This is a genomic window from Mesorhizobium sp. M0037 (assembly GCF_040323635.1).
Lineage (GTDB): Bacteria > Pseudomonadota > Alphaproteobacteria > Rhizobiales > Rhizobiaceae > Mesorhizobium.
On record NZ_JAMYVB010000003.1, the window covers coordinates 170,792 to 187,057 of the forward strand.

15 protein-coding genes and 1 pseudogene are annotated in these 16,266 nt (G+C 64.4%); 1 reads left to right on the forward strand and 15 read right to left on the reverse strand.

Going from position 1 to position 16,266, the window contains the following annotated elements; genetic code table 11:
- Positions 1-17: 17 nt before the first annotated feature.
- The 3 genes and pseudogenes from NKJ78_RS07775 to NKJ78_RS07785 form a co-directional block, all read right to left on the reverse strand.
- Positions 18-905, reverse strand: a pseudogene (locus NKJ78_RS07775) (DMT family transporter); the annotation flags it as partial.
- Between the two features lie 50 nt (positions 906-955).
- Complete coding sequence (locus tag NKJ78_RS07780; RefSeq protein WP_023689123.1) at positions 956-1,843, reverse strand: DMT family transporter; 888 nt, start codon at positions 1,841-1,843, stop codon at positions 956-958.
- 148 nt (positions 1,844-1,991) lie between these two features.
- The gene (locus tag NKJ78_RS07785; RefSeq protein ID WP_352459636.1) at positions 1,992-3,497 is read right to left on the reverse strand and encodes a S10 family peptidase; all 1,506 of its coding nucleotides are present in this window, start codon (positions 3,495-3,497) and stop codon (positions 1,992-1,994) included.
- A gap of 291 nt (positions 3,498-3,788) precedes the next feature.
- Here NKJ78_RS07785 and NKJ78_RS07790 point away from each other — a divergent pair, with 291 nt between their 5' ends.
- Positions 3,789-4,295, forward strand: coding sequence for an OsmC family protein (locus NKJ78_RS07790; protein ID WP_352562409.1), 507 nt, complete (start codon positions 3,789-3,791; stop codon positions 4,293-4,295).
- A 153-nt stretch (positions 4,296-4,448) separates the two neighbouring features.
- On the opposite strand, the gene NKJ78_RS07795 is transcribed toward NKJ78_RS07790, so the two are convergent.
- The 12 genes from NKJ78_RS07795 to rpsF form a co-directional block, all read right to left on the reverse strand.
- Positions 4,449-4,670, reverse strand: a complete 222-nt coding sequence (locus NKJ78_RS07795; protein WP_023689120.1) for a hypothetical protein — start codon at positions 4,668-4,670, stop codon at positions 4,449-4,451.
- Positions 4,671-4,805: 135 nt separating this feature from the next.
- Positions 4,806-5,435 carry a hypothetical protein gene (locus NKJ78_RS07800; RefSeq protein WP_023708609.1) on the reverse strand — a complete coding sequence of 210 codons (630 nt, stop codon included), beginning with the start codon at positions 5,433-5,435 and terminating at the stop codon, positions 4,806-4,808.
- Between the two features lie 77 nt (positions 5,436-5,512).
- A complete protein-coding gene (locus NKJ78_RS07805) occupies positions 5,513-6,268 on the reverse strand; it encodes an SDR family NAD(P)-dependent oxidoreductase (protein WP_023738599.1) in 756 nt (251 codons plus the stop codon).
- A 30-nt stretch (positions 6,269-6,298) separates the two neighbouring features.
- Entirely contained in the window at positions 6,299-7,780 is a 1,482-nt protein-coding gene (gene purF, locus NKJ78_RS07810) for an amidophosphoribosyltransferase (RefSeq protein ID WP_023672714.1), read from the reverse strand.
- 108 nt (positions 7,781-7,888) lie between these two features.
- Complete coding sequence (locus tag NKJ78_RS07815; protein WP_023738600.1) at positions 7,889-8,548, reverse strand: CvpA family protein; 660 nt, start codon at positions 8,546-8,548, stop codon at positions 7,889-7,891.
- Positions 8,549-8,596: 48 nt separating this feature from the next.
- On the reverse strand, positions 8,597-10,000 hold the full coding sequence (radA, locus tag NKJ78_RS07820; RefSeq protein ID WP_352459634.1) for a DNA repair protein RadA: 1,404 nt from the start codon (positions 9,998-10,000) through the stop codon (positions 8,597-8,599).
- A 230-nt stretch (positions 10,001-10,230) separates the two neighbouring features.
- Complete coding sequence (locus tag NKJ78_RS07825) at positions 10,231-11,724, reverse strand: replicative DNA helicase (RefSeq protein WP_023731144.1); 1,494 nt, start codon at positions 11,722-11,724, stop codon at positions 10,231-10,233.
- A gap of 222 nt (positions 11,725-11,946) precedes the next feature.
- Positions 11,947-12,924: a small ribosomal subunit Rsm22 family protein gene (locus NKJ78_RS07830; RefSeq protein WP_023738601.1), complete on the reverse strand. Its 978-nt coding sequence runs from the start codon at positions 12,922-12,924 to the stop codon at positions 11,947-11,949.
- A gap of 157 nt (positions 12,925-13,081) precedes the next feature.
- A complete protein-coding gene (locus NKJ78_RS07835) occupies positions 13,082-14,431 on the reverse strand; it encodes a cyclopropane fatty acid synthase (protein ID WP_023738602.1) in 1,350 nt (449 codons plus the stop codon).
- A 185-nt stretch (positions 14,432-14,616) separates the two neighbouring features.
- Complete coding sequence (gene rplI / locus NKJ78_RS07840) at positions 14,617-15,204, reverse strand: 50S ribosomal protein L9 (protein ID WP_023738603.1); 588 nt, start codon at positions 15,202-15,204, stop codon at positions 14,617-14,619.
- 266 nt (positions 15,205-15,470) lie between these two features.
- On the reverse strand, positions 15,471-15,719 hold the full coding sequence (gene rpsR, locus NKJ78_RS07845) for a 30S ribosomal protein S18 (protein ID WP_006203718.1): 249 nt from the start codon (positions 15,717-15,719) through the stop codon (positions 15,471-15,473).
- Complete coding sequence (gene rpsF, locus NKJ78_RS07850) at positions 15,719-16,219, reverse strand: 30S ribosomal protein S6 (protein ID WP_023672722.1); 501 nt, start codon at positions 16,217-16,219, stop codon at positions 15,719-15,721. The genes rpsR and rpsF overlap by 1 nt, the downstream gene beginning before the upstream one ends.
- Positions 16,220-16,266 lie beyond the last annotated feature (47 nt).

Genomic DNA, 16,266 nt, shown 5'->3' on the forward strand with positions numbered 1-16,266 from the left:
GGGTTGCCGCCACTTTTTCTCGCGGTCAGCCAGTCGCGCCCCGCATGGGCGAAAACCGCGCACAGTACTATGCCGCCGCCGATCAGGCTGGCGGCCGGCGCGATCTCGCCGAGGAACAGGAAGGCGAACAGGATCGCAAACGGCACTTCGGCGGCACCGAGAAGGCCGGACTCAGGCGCAGGGATCAGCCGCGAGCCTTCGGTCCACAGGATCGACGCCGCTGCGAACGATCCTCCGAAGGCGACGAGCAGCACGGCGTCGCGAGCAGAAATCGCCAAGGGGTCGGTGACGAACCAGCCGAGCACGAACAGCAGAAGCGCTGAGACTGCGCCCGCCCACACCACCGGCGTGTCGCGGAAGGCGCGCACCATGATCATGTAGAGCGCGCTGCCGGCGGTCATCAGCAGCGCGAGCCCATCGCCAAACAGATGACCGCTGCCGAAGCCGGAGCCGACCACGATCGCTACGCCGCACAGCGAAACGGCGGCGGCGGCAAGCGTCTGCGCCCGGAACGGCTCGCGCACCAGCACGAAGGCGAGCAGCGCGGTGATGAAAGACGCGGTGGCGTAGATGACCGCGACATTGGCGACATAGGTGAATTTGAACGCCGAGATGAAGGCGATGCTGGCCGCGGCGCCCTCGAGGGCCAGCAGCCAGCCGCGCCAGCCAAGCCGCAAGCTTTCCCGCCCGCCGGAGCGGCGCCGGCGCCACAGCACATAGAAGGTGATCAGGATCGCGCCGACAAAGCCGCGCCAGCAAGTGATGGTCAGCGGGTCGGCGTGGATCGATTTGGTCAGCACGCCGGTGAGGGCGAAGAAAGCCGCCGAGGCCGCCACCAGCATGATGCCGAGCGTACGCTCGGCAGCGGTATCTGTGGTGCCTGGGCCGTCGAGCGCTTCCGTCATCTCAGCAGCCATCCGTCTTCTCCTGCCACCATGCTGTCAGCACGGGGTACTCATAGCCGCTTGCGGAAATGCTCGTTGCCGATGATCAGCAGGCCGGCGCCGACGATCAACGCCGCCCCCAGAAACACCTCGCGACGCGGCACGTCGCCCCAGATCGCAAAGCCGAGCCCGAAGGCCCAGACCAATGAGGTGTATTCGAACGGCGCCACGATCGACACCGGCGCCCGCTTCATGCCTTCGAACAGCATAAATTGCGCCACGCCGCCGAGCGCGCCGACGCTGATCAAAAGCAGCAACTGGCGCCAGTCCGGCATCTGCCAGACCAACAGCGCCGGCACCGTGGAAAACACCAGGAAGTAGAAATTGTTGAGCACAAGCTGGATCAGCGTGCGCTCGGCCAGCGCCGTCTTGCGCAACAGCACCACGGCAATGCCCCACAGCACTGCCGCAGCCAGTACCAAGAGCATCGGCACGGACAAGCCGAGACGAGTGGGATCACAGGCGATGAAGACGCCGACGAAGCCGATGAACACCGCCAGCCAGCGCAACAGAGGCACCTTTTCGCCAAGCATCACCACCGACAGCACGGTGACGATGATCGGGGCGGCGTAATAGATGGTGGTGAGTTCGGCCAGCTGCAGGGAGCGGGCCGCGTTGTAGTAGCAGAGCCAGGCGCCGAGCGTGAAGGCGCTGCGCACCAGCATCGGCCGCACGATGGGCGAGCGCATTGTGTCGGCAAAGATGGGCGGTCCGCCGATTGCAGCACAGCCGATAAGCACAGCGATCGAGCGGAAGAACATGATCTGCCAGACGCTGATGCCGACGACCAGAAGCTTGATCGCGGCGTCCTGCGTCGAAAACAGGAAATAGGCGCAGCCGGTGAACAGGATGCCGGCAAGCACCCTTTCGCGGGTTTCCAGAATGGCAATATCGGCCATGCGGCGTGTCCGGCGCTGTCAAGAGGACGAAGAAGAAGCCTGCCCCAATCAGGCTCCCATTGCAGGCTATACGGGCGAAAGCCTGCGGGGCGCTACGCCACTGGCAAGCTTGCGTTGGCGCAGCCTGGCCGACAGCGTGGGCACGCCGTCACTGTGTTGCCTGGTAGAGCTCCGAAGCGGCCTCCTTCAGGGCGCGCCGGCCGCCCGGCCTGAGATACATCATGTGGCCGCCCTCGATGACGTCGAGACGGATGGGTTTTGCCCCGCCGAGCGTCGGGATTTGGCTCACCAGATAGCGTGAGGCCAGATAGGGAGTGACCAGATCGGTGTCGCCGTTGACGATCACCACGCCGAGCCCCGGGTTGAGCGAGCGCGCCCGCTGCAGATCGTCCATCACCCCGGCATAGCCTTGCCGCGAGCCGCCATAGTCCCAGGCGTGGGTCACATCGCCATTGAGCAACCTGTAGCTGACATCGGTGCGAAAATTCAGCTCGTCGCGCGCATAACCGACAAAGGCCGAGGTCAGCGCCGGCACGCTGCGGTCGAGCACCGGATCCGGGCCGGCGCTGCGGGCGCTCTCCGGGGCGATGTCGCTGGTGGCGATGGTGCCGTCATACGGGCTGAGCACTTTGCCACTGGCGCGCTGGAATTCGCGCGCGAACAGGGCGGTCGGGATGCGGGCGAAATTGCGTTGCACGAGGTCGAGCGGCAGGCCGGTGATATCGGCCACGCGCTGGCTGGCCAGCCGCCCGCCCTGTTCCAGCCCGCCGGTCAGAGCCGTGAGGTAGTCGCCCAGCGCATACTTTTCGACCTCGGCGAGCTTTTCGCGCAGTGCTTCGCCGCTGAGGCCTTCGCTGCGCAGGCGCACCGCCGCCAGCGAGGGCAGTTCCAGCGCCCAATGCAGCGGCTGGAATTCGTCGGGCAGCACCAGCGTGAACTCCAGTGCAGGCGAGATCAGCACGATGCCGTTGGGGCTCAGGCCGACATCTTCCTGCAGGGTCCTGGCGAGAAGTGCCGCGCGGAACCCGCCATAGCTTTCGCCGGCAAGGAAGAGCGGCGATCCGGTGCGGCCGTTCTGGGCGAGATAGAGCCGGATGAAAGCGCCGATCGAACTGGCGTCCGGGCTGACGCCCCAAAAATCTTTCGTGTCCTGGCCGGGGGCCTCGCGGCTGTAGCCGGTGCCGACCGGATCGACGAAGACGAGGTCGGTCATGTCGAGCCAGCTGTCGGGATTGTCGATCAGCTTTTGCGGCGGCGGCAGGAATTGGCCATCGGCGCCGGTCGCGACGACACGCGGGCCGAGTGCGCCGAGATGCAGATAGGCGGATGCCGCGCCCGGGCCGCCATTGAAGACGAAGGTGATGGGGCGAGCCTTCTCCGCGCCCGCCAGTGGCGGCAGCGTATAGGCGACATAGAAGATTTCCGCAGTGACCTCGCCCTTGCCGGATAGCAGCGACAGCGTGCCGGCCTTAGCCTGATAGTCCAGCTTGCGCCCGGCAATGGTGATTGAATGGCTGGTCGTCTGCGGTGCCGGCAGCAGCGACAGCACGCCGCCTGCCGGTGCGGGGCGCTCGGGCGTTTCGGCGAGGACTGGCTGCGCGAAGGCTGCAAGCACCAACAGGGTAAGCGAGATCAGTTTCAGCTTGAACGGCATGATGTCTCCGCGGGAATGACTCTGCTTAGGTATGGCCGGGGCGGTCGAAGTCAAAGTAACTCTTCGTGAGGTAGCATTCCTTCAGCCCCCTCTGTCCTGCCGGACATCTCCCCCCACAGGGGTGGAGATTGGATGTCGCGACCGCCTTCGCTAATCGCCGGCGTAGAAAGCGCCATCGGCGGAGCTGCAGATCTCCACCCTGTGGGGAGGTGGCCGGCAGGCAGAGGGGGGCGCTGTCTCGCCGGCATATCAGTGCTATCAAAGCGCGACGGACTCGAAAAGGAATGCAACATGGACGCCACCGCACTCAAGGCCATGCAGGCACCGATCAAGGAGGCTTATCGCGACGATTCCTCTCGAGCGCTGATCACGCTTCGCGCCAAAGGCTCCATCGACGACCAGTCGATTGCCTGCAAGGTCGAGACGGGGAGGGCGCTGGCGGTCGCCGGCCTGCATCCGGCGCCCGGCGGTTCCGGGCTCGAATTGTGTTCGGGCGATATGCTTTTGGAGGCGCTGGTGGCGTGCGCCGGGGTGACGCTGAAGGCGGTGGCCACCGCACTAGAGTTCAAACTCGGCGCGGCGACCGTCGAGGCCGAAGGCGATCTCGATTTTCGCGGCACGCTGGGCGTGGCCAAGGACGCCCCCGTGGGCTTTCGCGCCATCCGGCTGAATTTCAACCTCGACACGGATGAGCCGCAGGATCGCATCGACGCGCTGATCAAGCTGACGGAACGCTATTGCGTGGTCTTCCAGACCATCAACAGCAAGCCGGAGCTGACGGTGAAGGCGCGCGCCTGATCTCCCCCCTTGAGGGGGAGATGTCGCCGAAGGCGACAGAGGGGGTCGGGCCGACTGGACGCGACGCCCTTTGTGCGGAAGGAGGTTGGCACTCTACGCGAGGCGACCCCCTCTGGCCTGCCGGCCATCTCCCCCTCGAGGGGGGAGATTGCGCTACTGCGCCGCAGGCTCTTCCGCGTCGCCCTCATCGGTAAACGGGGAGGCGCTCGGCACGCAGTTGACCGCCCAGCCGGCCGGCGTCGGCTGCTTCTGATATTCGGTAATCGCGTTTGTGCACTGTTCGCGGGTGTCGAAGGTGCTGGGCAGCACCACCATGCCGCCTTGCGGGCCGGCGATCACCAGGTACCAGACCAATGCTACGCTGGGAGCAGCCATGGGAATTCCTCGCTTTGCTGGGTGTCGGAGTCGGGTCGACCCTAGCAACTCCCGGCTGATGGCGAAAGCAGGGCGATGGGGGAGGGACCTGCCGGACCATCACAGACCCGTGAACGAACCGCTCCCAGACGTCTCTCAGTTCGCGGCAAAGCAGTAGAACAGGCCGTCGCCGCCGGTGCCTTTCAGCGCCTCCTGGCTGCAGCCGCCGCGCGAGGCATGCGAGGAGTTCCAGGATTTCGCCGCCGCCGACTCATCAAGGCCGGTGCGGTCGTGATGGCCCATCATCGCCGCGCCCTCCGCCCCGCTCAAGGTCCAGTCGCCGCAGGTCTGGTCGGCGATCTTGGTGCCGTCAGGCTTCGAGCCGGTCAATATGTCGTGCCGGTTCGGCTTGTCGCCGCGGCCATTGACCACTTGGCCCTTCTCGGTCAGCGCCGTCTGCTTGTTGATGGCGTTGGCGTCGCTGTGCAGCGAGGCGACGTCATCGGCAATCTTCTCGCCCTTGGCGTTGACCCAGGGACCCTTGCCGATACGGTCGCGCGCATCGACATTGGCGCTCGAGAGATAGGCGTGCCATTCCTTGCCGGTAACCCCAGCCGCTTCCGCCAGCGAGGCGCAATGCGCGTCGGCACCCTTGAGACCGCCGAGATCGGCGCCTTTGCCGGAACCGACGCTGGTGACGAAGAAACTCATCTTTGCGTCTTGCGCCAGCGCCACGCCGGCTGTGGCGGCAATCGCGGCGGCGGCAACGAGAAGAAGTCTACGCATGTCGGTCCTCCGGTTTCGAATGTCCTACATTCGAAGAAACGTAACTGGGGGCCTGTTTAATCCCGCTACAACCCGGTTTATTCCGGCTGCCGGTAGGCGACGAAGCGGTTGTTCTTGACCTGGAAGATCAGCCCCGTCTCTTTCAGCTCGGGGCTCGCCAGCGGCACGATGCGTTTTGCAACCTCTGAGGGGTGCGGCAGCGTTTCCGGATCCTCGCCGGGCGCGGCCTGTGCACGCATGGCGGTGCGGGTGGCACCGGGGTCGACGGCATTGATGCGGAGCGCCAGGCTCTGCGTCTCATGCGCCCAGGAACGCGTCATGGCTTCCACAGCCGCCTTCGACGCCGCATAGGGCGCCCAGAAGGCGCGCGCCGAATGCGCGGCCCCGGACGACATGAGAATGGCGCGGCCGGCGTCGGACAGCCTGAGCAGCGGGTCGACCGAGCGGATCAGCCGCCAGGTCGAGGTGACATTGATGGTCATTACCTTCTCGAAGGTTTTGGCCTCGACATGGCCGATCGGCGAGATGACGCCGAGCACACCGGCATTGGCCACCAGAATGTCGAGCTTGCCCCAGCGCTCGTGAATGGCGCCGCCCAACCGGTCGATGCCGGCCATGTCTGAGAGGTCGAGAGGCACCAACGTCGCTTCGCCCTTGCCGGTTTTCGCGCGCGCGGCCTTGATCTGGTCGTCGAGTTCTTCCAGCCCGCCGACGGTCCGGGCAACCGCAATGACATGCGCGCCGGCGGCGGCAAGTTCCCTGGCGATGAAGTAGCCGATGCCGCGCGAGGCGCCGGTAACCACCGCGACGCGGCCGGAGAGGTCGAGGGTCATGCGAGCGCTTTCAAGGATAGCAGTTGGGCTTTACGCCCCGTTGTTCGCCAGCAGCGACAGCGTGCGCACATTGTCGTGGCCTTCGAAGTCGAGCAGGCGGGTCGGGTACTGGCCGGTGAAACAGGCGTCGCAGAATTGCGGCTGCTCATTGTCGCGGCTGGCTTCGCCGACGGCGCGGTAGAGCCCGTCAATGGTGAGGAAGCCGAGCGAATCGACACGGATGAACTCGGCCATTTCCTCGATCGACATGCGCGATGCCAAAAGCTTCGACTTCTCCGGCGTGTCGACGCCGTAGAAGCACGACGCGCTGGTCGGCGGCGAGGCGATTCGCATGTGCACTTCCTTGGCGCCGGCGTCGCGCACCATCTGCACGATCTTCTGGCTGGTGGTGCCGCGCACGATCGAATCGTCGACCAACACCACGCGCTTGCCCTCGATCATCCGGCGGTTGGCGTTGTGCTTGAGCTTGACGCCCATATGGCGGATCGAATCGCCGGGCTGGATGAAGGTTCGGCCGACATAGTGGTTGCGGATGATACCGAGTTCGAAGGGGATGCCTGCCGCCTGGGAAAAGCCGATTGCCGCCGGCGTGCCGGAATCCGGCACCGGCACGACGATATCGGCCTCGACCGGGCTTTCCTGCGCCAATTCGGCGCCGATACGCTTGCGCACTTCGTAGACATTGCGGCCTTCGACCGAGGAGTCCGGGCGGGCGAAATAGACATATTCGAAGATGCAGAAGCGGGTCTTCTGCGGCTCGAAGGGGAACAGGCTCTCGATGCCCTTCGAGGTCACCACGACCATTTCGCCGGGCTTCAGGTCGCGCACGAAGCGGGCGCCGATAATGTCGAGCGCGCAGGTTTCGGAGGCCAGGATCCAGGCGCCGTCGAGGTCGCCGAGCACCAGCGGGCGGATGCCGAGCGGATCGCGGCAGCCGATCATCTTCTTGGAGGTCATCGCGACCAGCGAGAAAGCGCCTTCGACCTGACGCACGGCGTCGATGAAGCGCGAATTCAAATCGCGTTCCTTGCTGGTGGCAACGAGATGCAGCAGCGTCTCGGTGTCCGAGGTCGACGAGAAGATCGCGCCCTGTTTCTGCAGCGCGCGCTGCACGGTCATGGCGTTGGTGAGATTGCCGTTATGGGCGACGGCAAAGCCGCCATCGGCGAGTTCGGCGAAGAAAGGCTGGATGTTGCGCATGCCGGCGCCGCCGGTCGTGGCATAGCGCGTGTGGCCGATGGCACGGTTGCCTTGCAGGCTGTCGATGACGTGCTGCTTGGTGAAGGTGTCGCCGATCAGGCCGACATGGCGTTCGACATGGAACTGCGTGCCGTCATAGGAGACGATGCCGGCCGCTTCCTGGCCGCGATGCTGCAGCGCATGCAGGCCTAGCGTGACGATGGCCGCAGCGTCCTGCCGGCCGAAAATGCCGAACACGCCGCATTCGTCGTGAAAATGATCGTCTGCTTCGGCGGAAAGCACGTCGTCCGCGTCTGCCTTCGAAACTGCCATGGGGCTCAAGCTCCGCTAAAATGGCCATATAGTGCGATAGCGCCGCGAAAGCAACGTAGTCAGGCCGGAACTGCCGGGATGGCGCCTGTCCGGCACCATCCGTCCGTATCAGTTTGCCGGCGCGGCCGGAGCAGCGGGCGCGGGTGCGTTATCGGCCGGAGCGTCGGTCTCGTCGTCGGGCGCCGGCGTATCGTCACCGGTTGCCGGAGCATCCGCCGCCGGTGCATCGGCCGCCGGAGGCGTCTCGGCTGCCGGCTGATTCGGATTGAGCTTCTTCAGGATGGCGTTTTCCGGATCTTCGGGCAGCAGGCTTTCCAGCTTGGCGCCGATGGTCTCGAGCAGCGGCTTCGACTTGGCGTTGGCGATCCAGGCAGGGGCCTTGGCGCCGGCCAGCCAGTTGAAGAACAGCAGCGCCACGGCGACGACGAGGACGCCGCGCGCGGCGCCATAGAGGAAGCCCAGCGTACGGTCGAGCGCGCCGATCCTGGAATCGATGATCCAGTCGGCAAGCTTCATGGTGATGACGGAAACGACGATCAGCGCGATGAGGAAGACGATGCCGGCGGATGCCGCCATGGCGATCTTGTCGCTTTCGACATAGGGCTGAACGTAAGGCAGCACCGGCTTGTAGAAGAAGAATGCCGCCGCGGCGGCAGCCGCCCAGGACACGACGGACAGGATTTCGCGTGACAGGCCGCGAACCATGGCGAGCATCGCCGAGACCAGGGTGAAGCCGACGAGAATTCCGTCCAGCAGCGTAATCGGCATGTCATTCGCCCCACTCAGATTGTCTTTTCACGGCTCGGGCGAGCCGCGTCAATCTTCCACGTCGACACGGCTGCGCCGTGAGCCGGCTATGCGTGCGACGAGATCGGCAAGTTCGGTCGGGTGGAAAGCGCCGGCCCCGATCCCCCCGACAACCTCCTCGCTGCCCAAGGGCAGAACCGCACTTCCAAAACCCAGCTTTTCGGCCTCTTTAAGGCGCTGCTGCGCATGCGCAACCGGCCTCACTGCGCCCGACAGGCTGATTTCGCCGAAATAGACGCAATCGGCGGGAAGGGCAAGACCGGTGAGCGACGAAACCAGTGCAGCGGCAACCGCCAGATCGGCCGCCGGCTCGGAAATCCGGTAGCCGCCGGCTACGTTGAGGTAGACATCGTGGGTGCCGAAGCGCACGCCGCAATGGGCTTCGAGCACGGCAAGGATCATCGACAGCCGTGCGCCGTCCCAGCCGACGACGGCACGGCGCGGCGTGCCCAATGTGGACGGCGCCACCAGTGCCTGGATCTCGACCAGCACCGGACGTGTCCCTTCCATGCCGGCAAATACCGCGGCACCCGGCGATTTTGCGTGGCGTTCGCCGAGGAACAGCTCCGACGGATTGGCGACCTCGCGCAAGCCCTTGTCCGACATCTCGAAGACGCCGATCTCGTCGGTCGGCCCAAAACGGTTCTTCACCGTGCGAAGGATGCGATAGTGATGGCCGCCTTCGCCTTCGAAATAGAGAACGGCGTCGACCATGTGCTCGACGACGCGCGGACCGGCGATCTGGCCTTCCTTGGTGACATGGCCGACCAGCACGATGGCAGCACCGGTGGATTTGGCGTAGCGGATCATCGCTTGCGCCGAGGCGCGCACCTGGGTGACGGTGCCGGGCGCCGAGTCGGCCATGTCGGTCCACAGCGTCTGGATGGAATCGAGGATGACGAGGTCCGGCCTTCTGCCGTCGGCTATTGTTGCCAGGATATCCTCGACATTGGTCTCGGCGGCAAGTTCGACCGGCGTGTCGGCGACGCCAAGCCGCTGCGCCCGCAGCCGGATCTGCGCGACAGCCTCTTCGCCCGAGACATAGACGATGCGGTGGCCTTTTGACGCCAATGCTGCTGCGGCCTGGGTGAGCAGCGTCGACTTGCCGATGCCGGGATCGCCGCCGACCAGCAGCGCCGAGCCGCGCACGAAACCGCCGCCGGTGGCGCGGTCGAGTTCGCCAATGCCGGAGATGATCCGCGGCGCATCCTCGATGTCACCGGACAGGCTGGTCAGCACCACGGCGCGGCCCTTGCGCGCATTGCGCGTGTTGGCCGGTCCCGAGCCGATGCCGCCGGACGTGCCTTCCTCGACGAGTGTGTTCCACTCGCCGCAAGCATCGCATTTACCGGCCCAGCGCTGATGCACCGAGCCGCAATTCTGGCAGATGAACTGGACGCGCGATTTAGCCATGGAGTGATGCTGCCTGCAAATGACCGAAGGAGGGTGATCCTGCACACCCCCCTCTGTCCTGCCGGACATCTCCCCCGCAAGGGGGGAGATTGGCTATCGTCGCTGCTTTCGCCAATCCCCAACGTCGCAAGATGAGCGCCATTCGCAAAGCTGCTGATCTCCCCCCTTGCGGGGGAGATGGCCGGCAGGCCAGAGGGGGGTGTGACGGAGCGCTGCGGTAGGCCAAAAAGCTACTCGAACCTCTCCGCAATATGATGCTCTTCGGCGAGGTCGGAAAACCGTGTGAACTCGCCCTGGAAGGCGAGGCTCACCGAACCTGTCGGGCCGTGGCGCTGCTTGGCGACGATGACTTCGGCCTTGCCGCGCATCTCGTTCATCTCGTGTTCCCACTTGATGTACTCGTCGGTGCCGGGCTTCGGCTCGCGGTTCTTCAGATAATATTCCTCGCGATAGACGAACATCACCACGTCGGCGTCCTGCTCGATCGAGCCGGATTCGCGAAGATCGGACAGCTGCGGGCGCTTGTCTTCGCGGCTTTCGACCTGACGCGACAGCTGCGACAGCGCGATGATCGGAACGGAGAGCTCCTTGGCCAGCGCCTTCAGGCCGGTGGTGATCTCGGTGATTTCCTGCACCCGGTTCTGCGACGATTTCGCGCTCGACCCCTGCATCAGCTGGATATAGTCGATGACGATGAGGTCGAGGCCGCGCTGACGCTTCAGCCGCCGCGCCCGCGCCGACAGCTGCGCGATCGAGATACCGCCGGTCTGGTCGATGAACAGCGGGATCTTCTGCATGGTCTGCGAGCAGGCGACCAGCTTTTCGAAATCCATCTCTGAAATCTCGCCGCGGCGGATTTTTGACGACGAAATTTCCGTCTGTTCGGAAATGATGCGGGTGGCGAGCTGCTCGGACGACATTTCCAGTGAGAAGAAGCCGACGACGCCGCCATTGGCTGCCTTGAACGAGCCGTCGGCCTGTTGCGCCGGCTCATACATCTCGGCGATGTTGAAGGCGATGTTGGTGGCGAGCGACGTCTTGCCCATGCCCGGACGGCCGGCAATGATGATCAGATCCGACGCCTGCAGGCCACCCATGCGGCGGTCGAGATCGCGCATGCCGGTGGCGAGGCCCGACAAATGGCCGTCGCGCATATAGGCGGCGTTGGCCATGTCGACGGCGGTCTTGACCGCGTCGGTGAAGCTCTCGAAGCCGCCGTCGTAACGGCCGGTTTCGGCCAGTTCGAACAGCCGCCGCTCGGCATCCTCGATCTGTTCGGACGGCGCCATGTCGACCGGCGCGTCATAGGCGATGTTGACCATGTCCTCGCCGACGGTAATCAGTGCCCGGCGCGTGGCCAGATCGTAGATGGCGCGGCCATAATCGGTGGCATTGACGACGGTGACGGCTTCGACCGCCAGACGAACCACATATTGCGCCACCGTCATGTCGCCGACCTTCTCGTCGGCCGGCAGGAAGGTTTTCAGCGTGATCGGCGTCGCCACCTTGCCCATGCGGATGAGCTCGGCCGCGACCTCGAAGATTTTCCGGTGCAGCGGCTCGTAGAAATGGCCGGCCTTGAGGAAGTCGGAGACGCGGTAGAAGGCATCGTTGTTGACGAGGATGGCGCCGAGCAGCGCCTGCTCGGCCTCGATGTTGTTCGGCGCTTCACGATAAAGCGGTTGCTGCTCCGCCACGCCGAATTTTCGCGCTGCCTCTGCCATGATGTCCCCGATTTTGATCCCGGCTTCTCGATATCAGAACGAGATAAATCGGTGCTGACCTTTCTGCATCACCGCACGACCAATCAACCTTGATGCCCCGTTTGTTCACAGGGGCGGCAAACCGTCCACAGAAGAGTGTTTCCGCGCCCCGATTCCGGTTGACTCAGAAAGGCGCTGACTTTTATCCGAGTCGTTGGAACAGAGCAAGAACAATCTCGGTGATTATCCGCTTCTTCCGTCCAATGTATCGCCCCAGTCCAGCCGCCGCGCTGCCTTGAACAACTCGCCCTCGCGCTTGGTGAAAAGTGTCTCGCCGGCGCCGCCATCCGGCTGGCACAGTTTGAGCAGCACCTTGCCGGAGCCCGATTTCGGCGGCGCAATCACGCGCGGCTGACGTGCAGGCGCGGGTTGCCGCGAAGCCGCGACGTAGATGAATTTCTCGTCCTCCCACGGCACGTCGGCGTCCTTGGCCAGGCGATGCAGGCGCGAGCGGGCGACGCGGCGCGAAAAATGACACCAGTCGGGGGGCTCAAGCGGGCAGGGCGCCTCATGCGGACAAGGCGCCAGCACATGCGCCCCGGCCTCCAGCAATTGCCTGCGCACTGCCAGGATGCGCTGCCAGCCGGCCGGTGTGCCGGGCTCGACGATCAGCAGTGTGTCGCCGGTCAACTGCCAGAGCCGGCCGACAAGCTTCGGCAGCGATGCCGGCGCGATTTCGTCCAGCACATAGGCGCAGGTGACCAGATCGGCAGGCTTGAGATCGGCAAGGTCGATGGTCACGTCGCCGGCGCGCCAGTCCATCCTGGTGGCGATGGTATCAAGGGCGAGCGACTGGCCAACCTTGCGCACCGCGGCGCTTGCTTCAACCAGAACCGCCTCTTCGAGGTCGGGCCACAGGTCTGTAGTGGCCCAAAGCACCGTGCCAGGACCGGCGCCGACATCGAGCAGGCTCGTTGGCTGGAAATCGGGCCGCGCATAGGCGAGTTCGTCGAGACCGGCCCGTACCGCCGCGTAGGTCGCCGGCAGCCGCGTCGCCAGATAGGCTTTTACCGCCATCTCTTCGGCCATGTGCAGGCGGCCGTCGCGCAATTCGGCGCGGTAGCGGTCAGACAGCGTCTTCGCCGCCTGGCGCAGCACCGCCAGCGGTATCGTTTCGAGCAGGCGCTCGACGCCTTGTCGCAGCGAGGCGGGGAGTTCCACGCTCAGGCTCCGCGTGCCGCGAGCACCGAGGCGCGGGCGAACTCGACAAGGGTGGTGGCGATGGTGGGCAGGCAGGTCATTAAAAAAGGTCTCGCGAGAACGAGACCTTTTTCAGTGTCAGAGCCGTCAATGGCAAGCGGCAATCGCAATCGAGGCGTTATTCGCGATCCGCCACCTTGCGACGGCGCGCTGGCTTGGCCGCAACGGACCTGACAGCAACGGACCTGGCAGGCACAGACCTGGCGACAGCAGGCTCGGCGGCCGCCGCCTCCTGACGATGCCCCATTTCGCGCATTTCGAGCGCCTTTTCACATTTTGCCATGTAGTCGCGCGTCATTGGCAGCGTGTCGTTCTTCTTGGCGATCTGGATCTGGAAGATCACCAGATCCTGCCAGCGGAAGGCGGCTTCCGAAGCCGCCAGATAGAACTCCCACATCCTGCAGAAGCGCTCGTCATAGATGGCCTTGGCCTTGTCGCGGTTGGCGGCAAAGCGCTGGCCCCAATGCTTCAGCGTATCGGCATAGTGCAGCCGCAGAATCTCGATGTCGGTGACCACAAGCCCCGACTTCTCGATCGCCGGCATCACCTCCGACAGCGAGGGAATGTAGCCGCCCGGAAAAATGTACTTGCGGATGAAGGCGCTGGTCGCCCACGGCACGCCGGAGCGGCCGATCGTGTGCAAGAGCATGACGCCGTCGGGCTTCAACAGCGTCGCCGACTTGTCGAAGAAGGTGCGGAAGTGGTTGACGCCGACATGCTCGAACATCCCGACCGAGACGATGCGGTCGAAGCGTTCGTTGAGCTCGCGGTAGTCCTTGAGGTCGAAATGCACGCGGTCCTGCAAGCCTTGCGCATGCGCCCGGTCGGTGGCGACGCCGTGCTGCTCGGTCGACAGCGTCACGCCTTGCACGTCGACATCGAAAGCCTTGGCGAGATAGAGGCCGAGTCCACCCCAGCCGGAGCCGATATCGAGCACGGTCTGCCCGGCCTTCAGCCTGAGCTTGGCGGCGATATGGCGTTTCTTGGCCATCTGCGCCTCGTCGAGCGTCATGTCCGGCTGTTCGAAATAGGCGCAGGAATACTGCATGTCCTCGTCGAGGAAGAGCCGGTAGATGTCACCCGACAAATCATAGTGGCGCTGCACGTTGCGGCGCGCCCGCGATGCGGTGTTGATCTGCTGCAGGCGGCGAAAGGCGTGGCGCAGGCCCTCGATAGCCTTCGACCAGGTGGCGTCGATACCGCCGCTGCCCATGTTCTGGAAGGCGATGCGCATCATACCCAGTACGCCGCCCTCGATGATGTCGAGTTCGCCGTCCATATAGGCTTCCGGCACCGCCAGCATCGGATCGAAGGTAATGGCGCGCTCGGCATGCGCGGTCTTGATGTGCATATGCACCGGCTCGCCGCTGCCGTCGCCGAAAACCACTGTCGAGCCCTTCGGGCCGGTGACTTTCAGATTGCCCGTACGCACCAGGCGGTCGAGAACGCGTTTCAACAGAATATTCATCACCAAATGTCCCCTCACGGTCAGACTGGCGGACCAATTCTGCAACAATATATAGGGGTTCGAAAAGTTCCATTTGGCACAAAAATGCCCGGGCGAGAGGCCCGGGCATTGGTCCAGAAAGGCTGGATGACGAGGAAGTGATTGGAGCGCTGCTCCCTCGCTTCCCGATCAGGCCCAGTGCGGGATCAGGCGTTGTCTTCTTCGCCGCCTTCGAACTCGGTGTTCGGGTCGAAGAAGTTCTCCGGCCGTGCGTTGTCGTTGATGTCATCGCCATAGATGGCTTCGGCGGTGGTCAGCGTCTCGCCCTTGGCCTGGCGCTGGGCTTCGTCGGCCGTGCGGGCGATGTTGAGGCTGATGGTGACCTCGACTTCCGGATGCAGCGCAATCGCCACATTGGTGACGCCGATGGTCTTGATCGGCTGGTTGAGCTGGATCTGGTTGCGGTTGACCGAGAACCCTTCGGCGGTCAGCAGGTCGGCGATGTCGCGGGTCGACACCGAACCGTAGAGCTGGCCTGTCTCGCCGGCCGAACGCACGGCGATGAAGCTCTTGCCGTCGAGCTTTTCGGCAACCTGGCTGGCTTCCGACTTGCGCTCGAGGTTGCGCGCTTCGAGCTGCGCGCGCTGCCCTTCGAACTTCTTCTTGTTGGCTTCGTTGGCGCGCAGCGCCTTGCCCTGCGGCAAGAGGAAGTTGCGGGCAAAGCCGTCCTTGACCTTGACGGTATCGCCCATCTGGCCGAGGCGGGAAACGCGTTCGAGAAGAATCACTTGCATGGTTTTGTTCCTTCGTCTGGGCACCGACCGCGGGATCGGCGCCGAATTGAATGGAACAGGTCAGGAAGCTCTGAGCGCCTTGGCGCCGGTGTCGCTGTCCTGCCTGTCGCGGCAGTTAGAGGCTTTTCACCTCAACTCGGGATTTCAATGCATGTCGCCAAGAGTGGTCCCGGTTTTGGGACAACGACATGCATCATCAAATTACCCCTGCGGCGCCCGTCGCCGTGGGAGAAGGAAGCAGGCGGCGAACCGCCCGCTCGAAAGTCTTAGCGAACCACGTAGGGCAGCAGGCCGAGGAAGCGGGCGCGCTTGATCGCCTTGGCGAGTTCGCGCTGCTTCTTCTGGCTGACGGCGGTGATGCGCGACGGCACGATCTTGCCGCGCTCGGAAATGTAGCGCTGCAGAAGACGCACGTCCTTGTAGTCGATCTTGGGCGCGTTGGCGCCGGAGAACGGGCAGGTCTTGCGGCGGCGATGGAACGGGCGCCGGGTCGGGATCTGATTGATGTCGACCATTATTCTGCACCTCCTTCAACGCCTTCGCGCGGACGGCGCGGACCACGATCACCACCGGCGTCGCCAAATGAGCGCGGCGGACGATCGCCACGGTCGCCGCGATCACGGTCGCCGAACGAGCGCGGACCACGATCACCACGGTCGCGGTCGCCGAAGCCGCCGCGTTCCGAGCGCTCTTCGCGCTTCTGCATCATGGCCGACGGGCCTTCCTCATGCGCCTCGACCTTGACGGTCAGGAAACGCAGCACGTCCTCGGACAGGCCCATCTGGCGCTCCATCTCGTTGAGCGCTGCCGGCGGGCAGTTGAGGTCCATAAGCGTGTAGTAAGCCTTCCGGTTCTTGTTGACCCGGTAGGTGAGGGACTTCAGTCCCCAGTTCTCGACCCGGCCGACGGACCCGCCATTTGCGGAGATGACGCCCTTGTACTGTTCGACAAGCGCATCGACCTGCTGCTGCGAGAGGTCCTGCCGGGCAAGGAACACATGTTCGTATAGAGCCATAGTGGTTCAGTGCCTTTCTTCGTTTCTCTCCCGGATCCTCGCGGCAA